The sequence below is a fragment of the Sphingomonas faeni genome, assembly GCF_040407565.1.
Lineage (GTDB): Bacteria > Pseudomonadota > Alphaproteobacteria > Sphingomonadales > Sphingomonadaceae > Sphingomonas > Sphingomonas faeni_F.
In genome coordinates, this window is the sequence record NZ_JAPZPR010000016.1 from 20,618 (window position 1) to 37,091 (window position 16,474).

Sequence of the window (16,474 nt, forward strand, 5' to 3'; positions counted from 1 at the left end):
CCGCCGGAGTTCGATATGACCCTGCTCGCCGTGCTGGTCGCGGTGGGAGCGCTCGTGCTTCTGATCTCCGTCGTTAAGCTGCATCCCTTCGTGGCGTTCCTGATCGCCGCGATTCTCGCGGCCATGCTGCTCGGGCGTCCGATGGCCAGCATCACGACCAGCTTGAACCACGGCATCGGCGACATGCTGGGCTCGTTGACCGCGATCCTGTGCCTCGGAGCCATGTTCGGTAGGATCGTCGCTGACAGCGGTGCCGCACGGAGGATCGCGGACACGTTGATACGCGTCGCGGGGATGAAGCGTATAACGCTCGCCCTCGCGGCCTCCGGGTTCCTGGTCGGGATCCCGCTGTTCTACAACGTCGGCTTCGTCCTGATGGTGCCGCTCATACTGTCGGTCCAGCAGCGCTCACGCCTGCCTGCGGTATATCTCGGAATACCGATGCTGGCTGGTCTTTCGATCGCCCATGGATTTCTGCCGCCCCATCCCTCCCCTACCGCTCTCGTCGGACTGTTCGGCGCGAACATGGGAAGAACTCTCGTCTATGGGCTGATCGTCGGGGTTCCAACGCTGCTGATCGCAGGGCCACTGTTCGCCCACACGCTGAAGGGCATAGTGGCGAAGCCTGACACGTCCCGGCCGGATAGTAGCTCGACAAGTCTTCATGTTCCTGGCGTCGCCGCCAGTTTCGGGGTCGCGCTCTTGCCGGTCGCGCTGCTAGCCGGTGCAACCCTCCTCACGTCTTTCCACGGCATGCGACCAGAAGCGCTGATGGCGGCTGCCGTTGCCGGTGATGCGAACGTAGTGATGCTAAGTTCGCTGCTCGTCGCGACAATTGTGCTCGGCGTCGCGCAAGGTAGAAGCGCTTCCCTTCTGTCCGTCGGGTCCGTCGACGCTATCAAGGACATCGCCGGCATTCTCCTTGTCATTGCAGGCGCTGGCGCGCTCAAGCAGGTGTTCATTGACGGCGGGGCGGATGTTGCGCTGGGCGGCTGGCTTTCAGGACTTCACGTTCCGCCTCTTGTCCTCGGCTGGACCATTGCCCTTGCGATCCGGCTGGCTCTGGGATCGGCCACGGTGGCGGGCCTGACCGCTGCCGGCATGGTGCAGCCGTTGGTGGCCTCCCAGCACGTTGATCCCAGTCTAATGGTTCTCGCCATAGGTGCCGGCAGCTTGATGTGCAGCCACGTCAACGACTCCGGCTTCTGGATGTTCAAAGAATACTTTGGACTGAGCCTAGCGGACACCTTCCGGTCCTGGTCGGTCATGGAGACGCTGGTCGGCGTGTTCGGCCTGATTTTCACTCTCATGCTGAGCCTAATCGTATGAACGATCGGTCCCTTTCGTTTCCATACCCCATGGAACAGACAATGCGATGGTTCGGCCCGCGTGATCCTGTGTCGTTGTCCGACATTCGACAGGCCGGGTGCACGGGCGTCGTCACGGCGCTGCACGAGATGCCCAACGGCGCGGTGTGGCCTGTCGAGGCGATCGCGCATCGCAAGGCGCTCATCGAGCAGGCCGGTCTCAGGTGGTCGGTGGTCGAAAGCCTGCCGGTTCACGAGGCGATCAAGCTTGGCGGCCCGAGCCGGGATGACGCGTTGGCGAACTACAGAAAGAGCCTGGTCAACCTCCATGCATGCGGCGTCACGACGGTGACCTACAACTTCATGCCGCTTCTCGACTGGACGCGGACCGATCTTGCCTACGAGCTTCCCGATGGCGCGTTGGCCTTGAGGTTTGAACCAGAAGCGCTGGCGGCCTACGACATCCACATCCTGCGACGTCCTTCGGCGGAAGGGAGCTATCCCGATCACGTCAGGGCTCGCGCCGCAGTCTATTTCGCTTCGATGGACAGCGCGGCGCGCCACCGCCTGGAGCGCACGATTATCGCCGGACTGCCCGGTAGCGAGGAGAGCTTCGGTTCCGCGGAATTCCTTGCGGCGATAGAAGGCTACGCACAGATCGACGCGCAGACGCTGCGCGAGAACCTTTTCGGCTTCCTGCGCGCGGTATGCCCGCTCGCGGACGACCTCGGCATGCGACTGGTGATCCACCCCGACGATCCACCTTTCGAGCTTTTCGGCCTGCCGCGAGTGGTCGGATCCGCGGACGACCTGGGCAAGCTGTTCGACGCCGTGCCCAACGTCTCCAACGGTCTCTGCTTCTGCGTCGGCTCTTTCGGCGTCGCCGCGCAGAACGATCTGCCCGCGATGATTCGCCGCTTCGGCGACCGTGTTCACTTTCTCCATCTCAGAAACGTGCGGCGCGAAGCAGGTGGCGGATTCCACGAGGCCACACACCTGGGTGGGTCCAGTGACATGGTCGCGATCATGAAGGCTATCCGTTCGATATCAATGTCGGGACGGCGTTCGATCCCGATGCGTCCGGATCACGGTCACCGGATGCTCGACGACCTGGAAAAGTCGGGAAGCAACCCCGGCTATTCCGCGATTGGGCGGCTCAGGGGGCTCGCCGAACTGCGCGGGCTGGAAATCGGCATTGCCGCCCATGAAGGAGCATCTCAGTGAAGCGCATCGTCTTGAAGAGTGTCCTTCTCGCGGTAGTAGCCGGAGGAACGGTTCCCGGAATTGCGCAACAGATTGACTGGGCTTCCCCGCGACTTCCGCAGCCGAAAATGGATGCGTTCGGCCCCTACGACGCCGAGTTCATTGCTGGTGGGGACACCATATCGAAGCGCGCTCAGGGCTATGCCGAAGGCGAGCACATTCCCGCAGGTGCCGCATGGACGATGTCTGCCTGGATCAAACCGGCAAGGCTCGTGCCTGGCCGGGTCGAGGTCGCCGGCGTCGGCAGGCCCGGGGACGATGCTTCGCGATCGTTGGATCTGATTGATGGACGATTGAGCTTATCAATGGGTGAACGATCCCTCCAAGGCGGTGGGCCGCTCAAGATCGGCAGATGGCACCACGTGGTCGCAGTCAGCGACGGCGGAACAGCCCGTCTCTACGTTAATGGACGCGAAGTCGGTAAAGGGACCACGTCGGCGTCTTCGCCCGAAGCGCTGATCGTGCTCGGCTCGCGCACGCTAGACAAGCCAGGCTATGCTGGCCGCCTCGCGGCTTTCGTTGCCGCTCCGCAGGCTTACTCCGCCGAACGGATACGTAGTGAGGCTGCAGTCGTGCCGGACGAAGATATCGTCCGTTTCGAGACAAACAGCCCCAGTTGGCCGCTGCAGGTGCGAACGCAGTACGGCGAGGCCGTGCCGCAGCGGGCCTGGACCCTTCCGAAGGGCATCGCGCCGTTTTCGAGACCTCAGCCCTCGCCCGTGGTGGAAGGCAGCCCGCTGATTCCGGTTCGAGATGGCCTGTTCGCGGTCAACGGCTGGAGAATGGTCGAAGCTCCGAACGTCTCGAGCCCGCCGGAGCTGCTATCGAGCCCTGGCTACGATGCGAGCAGATGGTTTCACGCGACGGTCCCCGGAACCGCGCTGACGACCCTGGTCGATCGTGGGGTTTATCCGGACCCGCGCGTGGGACTGAACAACATGGCCATCCCCGAGCGGCTTGCACGGCAGGACTACTGGTATCGGACCGAGTTCACCCTTCCTCGATCGGAAGAGGGAAAGAGGCAGCGTCTTGTTCTGAACGGCGTCAACTATCATGCCGACGTCTGGGTCAATGGTCGACGGGTGGGGGACGTCAAAGGCGCTTTCGTGCGAGGTCGGTTCGACGTTACGAGCCTGCTGATGCCCGGTAGGTCGAACGCGATAGCGATCCGCGTATCCCCGCCGCCCCATCCCGGCATTCCCCATGAGCAATCGATGACGGGCGGGCGGGGCGAGAATGGCGGCGCCATGATGATCGACGGCCCGACCTTCACCGCCAGTGAGGGGTGGGATTGGATACCCGGCATCCGCGACCGCAACACCGGGTTGTGGCAAGGCGTCGAACTGCAATCTACAGGTGCCTTGGCTATCGGTGATCCCGAAGTGTCCACGGATCTGCCCAAGGACGATAACTCGCTTGCGGATGTCTTCATCGACGTGCCTGTGACGAACGTTAGTGATACCGCGCTGGATACGACCGTGATCGCCGCCTTTGACGATGTCTCCGTAGCTCGCCGGATCAGCGTACCGCCTAGGTCGACCGTGACGGCGCGGTTCAACCCATCGGAACACGCCGCCCTGCACGTTCGGAACCCGAAGCTCTGGTGGCCAAACGGATATGGCGCCCCGGCACTGCACCAGCTCAGGCTTGCCGTGGATGCTGGGGGCACGGTGTCCGATCGACGGCAGCTGTCCTTCGGAATGCGGAAGGTAACCTACGAACTGTCCTCGCTTGATCAGCACGGTGACTTGGAGCGCGTCGATGTCGATCTCGCGGAGGCGAAGCGACTTGGGACCCCGATCATCGACGAGCGGAACGCGGCTCTTCGAAAGGTCCCCAATGGGTGGGCGAACTCGTTGCGGCCCGGTTCCGAGCTGTCACCGGCGGTCCGCAAGGTCGTCAGCGACCCGCGCCTTTCTCCGAACCTCGTCCTGAGGGTCAACGGAGTCCGGATCGCGGCGCGTGGCGGCAACTGGGGCATGGACGAGATGATGAAGCGGGTGGAGCGAGAGCGGCTCGAACCCTATTTTCGCCTTCACCGCGACGCCGGTCTGAACATCATCCGAAACTGGATGGGCCAGAGCACCGAGGAGAACTTTTTCCAGCTCGCCGACGAATACGGCATGATGGTCCTCAACGATTTTTGGGAGTCCACGCAGGACAACAACGCGGAAGCCGAGGACGTCCCTCTGTTCCTGCAGAACGCGCGCGACGTCGTCCGACGTTTCAGGACCCATCCGTCAATCGTTATGTGGATCGGTCGCAACGAGGGCGTACCCCAGCCAATCCTGCAGACGGCGTTGCAGGACATGGTCTGGGAGGAGGATGGAGGCCGACTTTACAAGGGTTCATCACGAATCATAAACCTCGGCGGATCCGGACCATACAACTGGCGTTCCCCGGAAGGCTACTTTACCGATTTCGCGAAGGGCTTCGCGGTCGAAGTAGGCACGCCGAGCTTTCCCACGCTTGAAGCCTGGCAGAGGGCGGTCCCCGGGGCCGATCAATGGCCTATAAACGACACTTGGGCCTACCATGACTGGCATCAGGAACGAGCGGTCTCGGCGGCCAGTTTCATGGATGCGATGAAGCTACGCCTGGGGGAGGCGACGAGCCTGCCCGACTTCGAGCGCAAGGCTCAGCTGCTGAACTACGAGTCCCATCGTGCGATCTTCGAAGGCATGAATGCCGGGCTGTGGAGAACGAACAGCGCCCGCATGCTCTGGATGTCGCATCCCGCATGGTCATCGGCGAATTTTCAGATCTATTCGTCCGACTACGACACGCACGCTTCTTTCTATGGAACGCGTAAAGGGACGGAGCCCATCCATATACAGATGAATTTGCCGGATCGCAGCCTAACGCTCGTGAACACCACCAATGCCCCGTTGCAGAACGTCACGGTCACCGCTCGCATCGTATCGCCCAGCGGGCAGGAACTAGCCACGAAGTCGGCTGTGGTTAGCGCCGCAGCCGATGACATAGCCGATATACGTAATCTCGACGTCGGTAGGGATGCCGGATTGAGGTTCGTCAAGCTCACGGCGACGAGCGCCAAAGGCGTTCTGTTGTCTGAAAATCTCTACTGGGATGCGAGCGATCCGGCAGCGTTCAAGGCGCTCGACGACCTGCCCAGGATCCGATTGGAGATCGCGTTTGGTGGCACGTCACCGAATTCCGATGCCGGGATCGACGTCATCATACGCAACACCTCCACCGCGCCCGTGCTCCAAGCAAAGCTGACGCCGTTTGATGCGGCGGGAGTGCAGATACTACCTGCCTACTTCACGGACAACTACGTCTCCCTTCTCCCCGGCGAAACGAGACGACTGCGTCTGCAGATACCGGCTGAACGGAAGCTCGGTGAGCTTCGGGTCCGGGGCTGGAACGTCGAACCCGCGTCGCTTCCCTTTTCCTCCCGAAAGGGCGGCTGAAAACCGGGAGAGAGCATCGGTTCGACTAGAGATCCGAATCCGCCTTCACCTGCCCACCTTATTCGAATGGCCGGCCAAGAGGGCCTGCCACCCACCCTTCTCGATCAGGAACACACACGACATGCCTGCTGAGCTGCTCACGACGAAACGGGTGGAGAAACCTTGGGGTCGCCACAGCCTCTACGGGGGCTTCACGGACCCGGCGGAGAACGATGAACCGATCGGGGAGATCTGGTTTCAATCCTCCGAACTGTCCGACCCGGAGCTTCTGATCAAGTATCTGTTCACGAGCGAAAAGCTATCCGTGCAGAATCATCCCTCCGACATGGAAGCCGCAAAACGTGGCCTTCCGCGTGGCAAGGACGAGTGCTGGATCATTCTAGATGCGGAGCCAGACTCGACGATCGCTTTAGGTCCTTTGGAGCCCATGACCCGAGAGGTTCTGCGCACAAGCGCGGAAGACGGAACCTTGGAAGGCAGACTGGACTGGAAGACGGCCAAGGCAGGCGACTTCTTCTATTCGAAATCCGGGGTCGTCCACGCAATTGGGGCGGGTCTCACGCTGATCGAGGTTCAGCAGAACTCCGATACGACCTATCGCCTGTTCGACTACGGCCGACCGAGGGAACTCCATCTGGACGACGGCGTCGCTGTAGCGGAACTCGATCCTTGGACGGCGGAGCCCCAAGGCGGGGTCGTCGAACCCGGCCGTGAGATACTGGTGGAAGGCCCGACGTTCGTTCTCGAACGCTGGACCGGCGGTGATCGGAGAATCGATATGCCTGGGAATGCCCGGGGCTGGCTCGTTCCGGTCCGCGGCACGGGAAGCGTAGGCGGGATCGCCTGGAAGGCAGGGGAGTGTCTTATCGTGACGGGAAACGAGGATCTGGACGCGTCGGACGATGCGGATCTCCTGTTCGCCTACCCTGGCGCGGCCCGGATTTGACCGGCCTAGACGCGAGCGGACGCGACATGTCTCATGTCACTTGGGATAGACGTGTTGCGTCGCGCAGCGACGATCGTGACGCCACACGGTTCGCGGGCCGCCTGATGGGTGTGGCTCAGTGTTGAGCGGGCTTAGGTACAGCATGGTGTTCAGGATCCAGCATCAGCGGCTCCCGGCCGAGTTGATCGCCGGATGACCAGAAGATGCACTTCGTTCGACGTCGCCGAGGGGGCCGGGGTATCCCAGTCGACCGTCTCGAAGGCCCTGCGCGGCAGCGAAGGCGTCAGTGTCGAAACCCGCCGACGCGTCCTGGAGGTGGCGGCAGCGCTGGACTATCGACCGGACCAGCGAGCGGTCAGCCTCCGAAGCAGCGCAACGGGACGTATTGCGGTCGTTATCCTAGGCGATCCCAAAATTCGTGGGGCTCCGATCAACTCGTTCTACATGGACCTTCTCGCCCACGTCGCGGCCGCAGCGGCTGACCACGACCAGGAGATTCTGGTTTCCTTTCAACATGATCCTGCCAATTTCTTCGCCAGCTACTGCCAAGACCGAATCGCGGACGGGATCATCGTCATCGGGACCGCGAGAAACTCAGCGGGCTGGAGGTTCTTTGCAAAAGCGCGATCTCAGGGCGAAAACGTCATTTGTTGGGGAAGTCCGGACGACGTCCTTCCAACGCTGAGATGTGACAATCATGCAGGTGCGGCGACTGCTGTTCGCCACCTGGTTGCGACGGGTCGCAGGCGTATCATCTTCATAGGCCCAGGTTGGCGTCGCCAGCACGCGTACCGAGATCGCCGTTCCGGCTACATCAGCGCGATGAGTGAGCAGCGCCTTCCAGTCTTCGAAGCACAGGCAAGTTTGACGGGCACCCGCGAGCTTCAAGGATATGCTGCAACACTGGATCTCATGAACAACGATGTCCCGTTCGACGCCATCTTCGCGGCATCGGATGGACTTGCTGTGGGAGCGATGCAGGCGCTTAACAAATGCGGTCGCATCATCCCAGAAGATGTCGCCGTTATCGGCTTCGACGGCATTGGTTCCGCACCATACACGGTTCCCCCGCTGAGCACGGTCGAGCAGAACGGCGCCGTTGCCGGCAGTTACCTCGTTGAAGCCCTTCATCGAATGATAGCTGGCGAAGACTATCAGCTGCCAGCCGTCCCTTTAAAACTGATCTGGCGAGCAAGCAGCTGCGCATCCTCCACCAATAGCTCTTCGATAAATCGATACTAGACGCAGAAGAAACTAGAAATCTGTGCGTTACCCGCAATGTGCCACGAGGATTTGAAACGATGCACGTCAATACAGAGTCTGCTTTTGCGGCGGACGGCGATGCCAGCCACGGCTACAACGCACCCGACCTGCGCGTGTTTGTGTTCGCGCTGTTCTTCATCTTCGGCGGTATCACCTCGCTGAACGACATCATCATCCCCAAGATGAAGGAACTCTTCACGCTCGACCATGCGACCGCGATGCTGGTCCAGTCGGCGTTCTTCCTCGCCTATGCGCTGTTCTCGATCCCCGCCGCCGCGATCGTGCGGAAAGCCGGTTACATGCGGACCGCGTCGATCGGACTCGTGACGATGACCGCGGGCTGCCTGCTGTTCATTCCCGCCGCAGGCCAAGCGAGCTTCGGCATGTTCCTGTTCGCGCTGTTTGTGCTCGGCGCAGGCATCACCGTCGTGCAGGTCGTTGCCAACCCGCTGATCTCGGCGCTCGGCCATCCCAAGTCGGCGTCGAGCCGGCTGACTTTCGCGCAGGCATTCAATTCGCTCGGCACCACCATCTTCCCGTATGTCGGCTCCGCGCTGATCCTCGGCGGGCTGGCCTCGGTCGATTCCTCGAAGCTCACCGGCGCCGCGCTCGACGCGTACCGCACGGAGTCGTCGCGGACGGTCGTCCACACCTATATCGGCCTCGCGGTCGCGCTGCTGATCGTCGCTGCGGTTGTGTGGACCCGTCGCAACCGGCTCAACGAGGAGCAGGACCAGACCGGCAGCATCTTCCACGCGTTCACGCTGCTGAAGCGCCCGCGCTTCGCAATGGGGACGGCGTGCATCTTCCTGTACGTCGGCGCCGAGGTCGCGGTCGGCTCGCTGATCGTCAACTATCTGATGCAGCCAAGCGTGATGGGCCTGAGCGATGTCGCTGCGGGCAAGCACGTGCCGTTCTACTGGGGCGGCGCGCTGGTCGGCCGGTTCATCGGCGCGTACGTGCTGAACAAGGTCTCACCGGGCAAGGTTCTCGCGGGCGTCGCGACGGGGACGCTGGCGCTGATCCTGATCTCGGCGAACGCCGAGGGCGCTTTGTCGGGCTGGACGCTGCTGGCGATCGGCCTGATGAACGCGGTGATGTTCCCGACGATCTTCTCGCTGGCCTCGGAAGGGCTCGGCAAGCGTGCCGCGGAAGGCTCGGGCGTGATCGCCACGGCGATCGTCGGTGGCGCGATCATCCCGTATCTGACAGGAATGCTGGCGGACAAGTCGGGCAGCTTACACTTCGCGCTGCTGCTCCCGGCGATCTGCTACGCGCTGATCCTCGCTTATGGGCTTTATGCTCGGGCTCCGGCCACCAAAGTTACGATCTAAGTGGACGTTCGTTTACGAGACAGCGCTCGGCGCTTGATAGTGTACAAACAAGATCTGTTTCCTGCCTAAAGTTCCGCTTCGGGACCCTGACTGGACAGTCGAAAATCCAAATTTCAGTTAGGGTATACCCTTTTTTACAGCCATAGCCTTCCCATAAATCCGTCTGCCGACCATGATGATTTGGGAACGATTTTTGGGAAAATGTAGATCTCGGTCACTCGGTAAGGCGGTAGGATGATCCAGGCGGTGCAGCCCTGATCCGGCCCGCCACGTCTGCCGTCACACGCCGAATATCGCCTTGTGACAGCCTATTCCGGCCTCATCAGAGCATAAAAACCCGAACAGGCTGGTCCCTAGCCATTTCTCAGCGGGGGATCGTACCGACCTTGATCACGGGCGAGTTTTCGGACGGTCTGGATCCTTTTTGAGAAAGGCCGCAGCATCAGGCGACGTCCGCTAACGCCATGTGCCTTCCCAATAGCGGACGGGCAGCTTTCCTCCCCATTGTCGGCATTCAACGGCCCGAAGTGTGGAAAACCCGGTCGTAATCACCATTGTGCGACAAACAGGTGTTTTCGGCACATATCATTCCAATAGCCGGCAGCAGTGTCCGTATCGCAAAATCAGCACGTTCGCGACAAGGCTGCGACGGCGCGCTACGTATCGCTAACGGCGATCCGCTGTAGCGCATCTGCTTGCTGGTGAGAGGCAAGGCTTGTGCAGATAGGCACCTACAAGATCGCAGCGTAGCACGTTAATGCTCATACCGATTCATCCTAAACCTTTTTGTGCCGCTCTCTTACGTTTTGAATTTCATTCGCGTATAAATTCGGTCGAAAGCTTCAAATGAGCGATCGGACCGGTTCATGAATGCCATCGTCAACCATATCGGTGAACTTGCGGACGCGGGGGAGCGGATGATCGAACGCTTACGGCGCAAGGCATTCCTGCCCGAAAGCCGGAAGGGCCTCAATGTCCGCTTCGGAATCGCCGAGGCGGCGCAATTGCTCGGCTGTTCGACTAACCGGATCCGCATGGCCGAGGATGATGGTCGCCTCCCCCCTGCCCCGGCGGGTGAAAATGGGCGGAGACTTGGCTATTCGGTCGAGGAACTGCTGCAGATGCGCGAGGTGCTTGGCGCCTCTCCTGCCCGCGCGCCGCTTGATATCCCCGCGATCATCGCAGTGCAGAATTTCAAGGGCGGGGTGGGCAAGTCGACGGTTACCTGCCACCTCGCGCATTATTTCGCGGTGCAGGGGTACCGTGTGCTGGTGGTCGATTGCGATAGCCAGGCGACGACAACGACGCTGTTCGGGTTTAACCCCCATTTCAATATCACACGAGAAGAGACGCTCTACCCCTATCTGTCGATCGATCCGACCCAGGCCGACCTGCTGTATGCGGTCAAATCGACGCCGTGGCCCAACGTCGACCTTATCCCATCGAACCTCGAATTGTTCGACGTCGAATATGAACTCGCCGCGGCGGGATCGGACGGGCAGTCGGTGCTCGCCGCCCGCTTCCGCAAGCTCAAACAGGGGCTGGCCGATCTCGCGCGCAATTACGACGTGGTACTGCTCGATCCCCCACCTGCTCTCGGGACGATCAGCCTCGCGGTGATGCAGGCGGCAAATGCGCTGCTTGTCCCGCTCGCCGCGACGACGCCCGATTTTTGCTCAACCGTCCAATTTCTGTCGATGATGAACCAGGTACTACAGCAGCTCGCGCATGCCGGAATAGAGGTCGAATACAGCTTCCTCCGGCTTATATGTTCGAAGTTTGACAGCAACGATCCCAGCCACGCGATGGTTCGCACGATTATGGAACAGAGTTTCGGTCCAGCCTTACTCCCGGTGCCGATCTTAGAATCCGCCGAGATAAGCCATGCTGCGATGCGGATGATGACGATCTACGAACTTGAACGCCCGATCGGTACGCCCAAGACGCACAAGCGCTGCCGTGCCAATCTTGACGAGGCCATGGGGCAGATCGAGCAGCTTGTCCGGCAAGGCTGGGGCCGGGTCGAGCCCGCACGCGAGGAGGATCTACTCCATGTCGCGTGAGCCAGAATTGGTGCTGTTCTGCTCGGCAACGTTCCTAATAAGTCTAATGCGGGAGGTGCCGCATGGCGCGTAAGCAATCCGACTATCTGGCGGCCTTGCTGGCCGACGAACCAGCCGAAATTGACACCGGCGCGCGCCCTGCCCCGCCCGCGCCTGAACGGACGCGTGGGACGACACTGCTCAACCGCGAGACTGCGCTAGCGCGCGTGACCAGCGGGGAAGTGCGACAAGTGACGCAGCTGCTGCTTGACCCTGCACGCGTACGGATCTGGCCGGGTAATGCGCGTAGCTACCAGCATCTGACAGAAGAAGGCTGCCGCGAGCTGATCGATTCCATCATCGCCGAGGGCGGGCAAAAGGTTCCTGCAGTGGTACGTCGTGTCAACGGCGATCCTGCGCATGACTTCGAGGTAATCGCGGGCACGCGACGCCACTGGTCGATCAGCTGGCTACGCGCGCATTCCTATCCGGAGATGCAGTTCGTGGCGCAGGTTGCCAACCTCGACGACGAAGCCGCATTCCGGCTTGCCGATCTCGAGAACCGCGCGCGTAAAGATGTGTCAGATCTCGAACGTGCCCGTAATTATGCCGAGGCGCTCAAGGCGCATTACGGCAACCACCTGACGCGGATGGCGGAGCGGCTCAAGGTGTCAAAGGGCTGGCTGTCAAAGATGGTAAAGGTCGCACAGATCCCCGACGCGGTGATCACCGCGTTCGCCTCCCCCGCCGACGTCCAACTCAAACCTGCCTATGCATTGGCGCAGGCGCTCGACGACAAGGTTGCCGCTAAGGCTATTCAAAGTGCTGCTCGAGATCTTGCGCGTGAACAGGCCGCACGGCGCGATCGGGGTGCGGCCCCCTACCCTGCTGCCGACGTGCTGCGGCAGTTGCTCGAGGCATCGAACGATCCCGCCGACGCGGCGCCCCCGTTTACATGGACCACGCCGCATGGGCGCCCTGGGCTTAGCATCCAGTCGAGCAACCGACAGGGCGTGACGATCCGGCTCCATGCCGGGTCGGGCGCCGGGAACGAAGAGCTGGTCGACGCGCTGCGGCAGGCGCTAGTGCATCTGGAGGCCGAAGGCCGCGGACTGCAGCGATGATTGTGTTTCCCCGGGGAAACATGCTACGTCCCATATCAACGCGGATGGTGGCCCCCACCGCCCCGACGATGTTTTCCCCGGGAAACACTCAGGGCGTGGCGGCATGACCCGCGCCGATCGTCAGAGGGTGTCCGAACGGTTCGACCTGCTCCTCCCCTATCTCGCCGACCTACCGCTGCGCGACCAGCGCGAGATGATGGAGCGTCCGTTCTTCAGCCTCGCCAAATCGAAGCGCGTCAAACCGATCGATTATCATAGCCCCGACGGCAAGTTGTGGGTGCACGTCTCGGGCAACCCCGATTACGGGATGGCGACGATCTGGGATGCGGACATATTAATCTATTGCGCGAGCGTTCTTGCGGACATGGCCCGACGCGGAGTCAACGACGTTCCGCGCAAGCTCCACCTTATGCCCTACGACCTGCTCCGCGCGATCGGGCGGCCCACGACCGGACGCGCGTATGAGCTGCTCGGCCAGGCGCTCGACCGGCTGGTATCGACCACGATCAAGACCAACATTCGCGCCGAAAACCGCCGAGAGGCGACGTTCAGTTGGCTAGACGGCTGGACGCAGCTGGTCGACGAAAAAACCGAGCGGTCGCGTGGGATGACGATCGAGGTGTCGAACTGGTTCTGGGAAGGCGTGATGATGCAGGGCGGAGTGCTGTCGATCGACCGTGCCTATTTCGACCTGACTGGCGGGCGTGAGCGCTGGCTCTACCGCGTCGCGCGCAAGCATGCTGGCGGGGCAGGGGAGGTCGGCTTCGCGATCGCCATGCCGACGCTGTTTGAGAAGTCGGGCGCCGAAGGGCAATATCGCCGCTTTAAGTTCGAGATCGCTAAGATCGTCGAGCGCAACGAGCTGCCGGGCTATGCGCTCGCTTTGGAGACGCCGGCTGGCAAGCGCGAGCCATCTCTGCGGATGCAACGCCGCAGCGATGTCGAGCGCCCGCTGAAGACCGTGGCGGCGCACGGGGCAGGGGGCGCTAAGGCTGGAGCAAGGCCAACGTCAACCAACCCCGCTGCGACGGCCAACGATGCGAATGAGACGATTGACGTAACAGCGCTGCTGCGACGGTCGCGGACCAGTCTGGCGACACGAGCGACCGCTGGCGAAATCACCGACGCAACGATGGCAACGCTGCGCGCGGAATGCCCGGGATGGGATTACCAGACGTTGCACGATGAGTTTCGTACGTGGGTTGAGGCGGACAGCGCCCGAACGCCAGTTAGTTATCAGGCGGCGTTCATCGGATTTGTCCGGCGCTACCATGAAAAGCACCGCCACGAACTTGGGCGTTAAGACCTGTTCGTCTTACGAACCGCTCTGCCCCGGGAGGGCAGGGGAGCCGCGCGTACGTCAAAATCGATATAGACTGGCCCAACCGTTCCCGAAGTGTCGTGCTTGTGAATGTCCCTCCCGCAGGACGCTTGAGTACCTATCGCAATTGAACGTCCCTTCGGACAAACCTTACCGAACTGATTCAATTGCTCCGAAAAAATTACGCAATCGAACGCGCCTTCGACACTCCAGGAACAAGGCTCGGTCCTTCAGGAACGCAAAGTCGATCCTTCGGGAACCTTGTCATCGACACTCTAGGAACGAGACGACGACACATCCGGAACAGCGTTATCGAGCTAACTCACGGAAAACAGGGCAGTTAAGCCCATCAAAAAGCCACCTAACTCATTAACATTAGGTATAAACCCTCTAACCAGCGAGTTTCTATATCTTTGAAAAATGGATTGAGTCGTGCCTGTATCCGAGCATTTACGATGATGCGGAGGCCGATTACCGGCTGCTTGTGGATCGCTAAATGGAGTGGCCCGGTGGTCGAAAGCGAAAATAATCTAATCGCAGCGTAAACGCCATCGGTAGCGGACCAAACCGATCCGATCGGAGGTTCCCCAGGGCCGGCTAGCCGTTAAACGAGATACGCGCCTCCTGCCCCTTCCATGGCCGTTAGGCATGCTTTCGTGCCGCGATAGTCGCAATCGCGTTTCGCATCAGTCGAGCACGGCTGGTTTCAGCCTGATCGCGAGTATCAAAATGATCGTCCAGCGCGCGTGTCGCAGCTACCTTTTCTGCATCCGGGGCATCCGTAAGGATCTGCCGCAACAGACCCGCCCGAACCGCCCACCACTGGGCATGAAGGTGGTCAAGGTTCGCATCGATGCCGCTACGGACAAGTTCCAGCTCCGTCATTTGCGCAGCTTTCTGGCGATCGGGATAGGCGTGACCAAGTTTGCGAACAGCAATGAAGCGGCGGGCGTGGGAGGCACGGCCTTCGCGATCGACCCACCGCGCACGTGATCCGGCCTCCACGGCGCCGACGATGTCATCGCGCCAGGTGTCGCCCACCATCAGCAGTTCACTGGCCTCGCATCCCAGGTGTGTCGTCAGGCCTGCGTAGAACGCCCTGTCAGGCTTGATCGCACCTGCATCGAAGGAGAAGTGCCAGATATCCACCAGATCGCCCAGGAGGACCTTCAGCGGGGCCGCGTAGGGTAGAGCGAGGTTCGAGGCGACGGCGATCTTCACACCCTGCTCACGGACCTGCCGCAGCGCATCCAGTGTGTCGGGGTAGAGCGCGATCGTCGCCAATTCCTCCTTCAGCGCCGCCAGTTCGGCATCCGGTTGCGGCAATCCCAGCGCTGCGGCGTAATCGGCGAGGCCGATCGGCTGGATTATCGGCGAGGGCAGGGCCTCTGCCCGGTCACGGGCCTGCCGGATCAACCGCTCGAACGGATGCCGCTTGCGTCCGATATGGACCAGCGTGCCGAACGCATCGAATGCGACGGCGCGGGTAACCGGCGGCGGAGCATAGAGCCGATCGACAGCAGCGAGCAGGCGGTCGTACAGCGCGTCGTTGACACTGCCGGCGCGGATCATGGCATCGGCGACCACGGCCGCATCCGGATCGGTCGGCTCGCGAAAAACCATGACCGCTTCGTCTCCCCGATCACGGCGGGCGAGATCGTCCAGGACCGCCGCGTAGGCGGCATGCTCGGTCGGTGTGCAGAAACTCGGAAGGGCATCGCTCATGGCAAAGATCATCCTGGCTCGATGGGGTGATGACGATCGTCGAAACGTCCGTCTTTGTCGCAGGAGCTTGTCCGAAGCGTTCCCTTCTGCGACCATAGACCTGCGGTTCGGTCAATCCCGACCGTGGGGCGTGGAAACCCCGACAATCACGTGGTCCGGTCGAGCTTCTTGGCCGGGCGGCTGTCACGCATGTCCAAGGCTTGCCCAAAGGTGGCAGCGCCTTGTCCACGTGCAGGGTTTCCAACGCCCGGCTCTTCAGCCGGGTCTGCCTCTATTCCAAACGAGGAGGCAGCATGACCGACAAGCTGGAAAAACCCGATAAGCAATTTGCGGATCTGGAATACAGAACCCGGGAATTCATGCTTGGTCTGCGAAAACTGCGCAAACGCGAGCAGCATGCATCAGCCCCAGATGACCAACAGAATGCAGCAGCGATAACCGGGTTGGAGGTTGCCTTGAACCGCCCATCTCAGATGACCAAGTCTGAGCATGCTTATGTCGAGTTCGTGATCGAGGAATTGGAGGACTTCACTTCCATCTCGCAGACGATGCTACTGGAAACGTCCCGGGGCCCACGGCATGATCTGTTCGAAACAATAATAAGCAATTTTCGGAGAGACATGGACCGGTTCAGCAACGATCTGCTTCTGGCAATAAGGGATGGACAGGAAATACACCGACGGATCGAGGCCAGCTAACGCATTGCAATCGAGCA

11 protein-coding genes are annotated in these 16,474 nt (G+C 61.2%); 10 read left to right on the forward strand and 1 reads right to left on the reverse strand.

All coding sequences use genetic code 11. The features are described from left to right. Positions 1-15 precede the first annotated feature (15 nt). The 9 genes from O6Y00_RS21555 to O6Y00_RS21595 all read left to right on the forward strand — a co-directional run bounded on the left by O6Y00_RS21555 (position 16) and on the right by O6Y00_RS21595 (position 14,016). A complete protein-coding gene (locus O6Y00_RS21555; RefSeq protein ID WP_353444562.1) occupies positions 16-1,329 on the forward strand; it encodes a gluconate:H+ symporter in 1,314 nt (437 codons plus the stop codon). Between the two features lie 29 nt (positions 1,330-1,358). Then, complete coding sequence (uxuA, locus tag O6Y00_RS21560) at positions 1,359-2,531, forward strand: mannonate dehydratase (protein ID WP_353444563.1); 1,173 nt, start codon at positions 1,359-1,361, stop codon at positions 2,529-2,531. Then, positions 2,528-6,004: a glycosyl hydrolase 2 galactose-binding domain-containing protein gene (locus tag O6Y00_RS21565; protein WP_235518207.1), complete on the forward strand. Its 3,477-nt coding sequence runs from the start codon at positions 2,528-2,530 to the stop codon at positions 6,002-6,004. Before uxuA ends, O6Y00_RS21565 begins: the two co-directional genes overlap by 4 nt. A gap of 121 nt (positions 6,005-6,125) precedes the next feature. Further along, the gene (locus tag O6Y00_RS21570; RefSeq protein WP_056484353.1) at positions 6,126-6,950 is read left to right on the forward strand and encodes a class I mannose-6-phosphate isomerase; all 825 of its coding nucleotides are present in this window, start codon (positions 6,126-6,128) and stop codon (positions 6,948-6,950) included. A 192-nt stretch (positions 6,951-7,142) separates the two neighbouring features. Further along, positions 7,143-8,192 carry a LacI family DNA-binding transcriptional regulator gene (locus O6Y00_RS21575; protein WP_353444564.1) on the forward strand — a complete coding sequence of 350 codons (1,050 nt, stop codon included), beginning with the start codon at positions 7,143-7,145 and terminating at the stop codon, positions 8,190-8,192. Between the two features lie 59 nt (positions 8,193-8,251). Beyond that, complete coding sequence (locus O6Y00_RS21580) at positions 8,252-9,547, forward strand: sugar MFS transporter (RefSeq protein WP_056484348.1); 1,296 nt, start codon at positions 8,252-8,254, stop codon at positions 9,545-9,547. An 866-nt stretch (positions 9,548-10,413) separates the two neighbouring features. After that, the gene (locus O6Y00_RS21585; protein WP_353444565.1) at positions 10,414-11,610 is read left to right on the forward strand and encodes an AAA family ATPase; all 1,197 of its coding nucleotides are present in this window, start codon (positions 10,414-10,416) and stop codon (positions 11,608-11,610) included. Between the two features lie 62 nt (positions 11,611-11,672). Next, positions 11,673-12,713, forward strand: a complete 1,041-nt coding sequence (locus O6Y00_RS21590) for a ParB/RepB/Spo0J family partition protein (RefSeq protein WP_353444566.1) — start codon at positions 11,673-11,675, stop codon at positions 12,711-12,713. A gap of 103 nt (positions 12,714-12,816) precedes the next feature. Next, positions 12,817-14,016, forward strand: coding sequence for a replication initiator protein A (locus O6Y00_RS21595; RefSeq protein ID WP_353444567.1), 1,200 nt, complete (start codon positions 12,817-12,819; stop codon positions 14,014-14,016). A 660-nt stretch (positions 14,017-14,676) separates the two neighbouring features. Here the strand turns inward: O6Y00_RS21595 and O6Y00_RS21600 are convergent. Next, a complete protein-coding gene (locus tag O6Y00_RS21600) occupies positions 14,677-15,759 on the reverse strand; it encodes an HAD family hydrolase (RefSeq protein WP_353444568.1) in 1,083 nt (360 codons plus the stop codon). Positions 15,760-16,052: 293 nt separating this feature from the next. Between O6Y00_RS21600 and O6Y00_RS21605 the strand changes: the two genes are divergently transcribed. Next, on the forward strand, positions 16,053-16,457 hold the full coding sequence (locus O6Y00_RS21605) for a hypothetical protein (protein WP_353444569.1): 405 nt from the start codon (positions 16,053-16,055) through the stop codon (positions 16,455-16,457). The last annotated feature ends 17 nt before the right edge of the window (positions 16,458-16,474 follow it).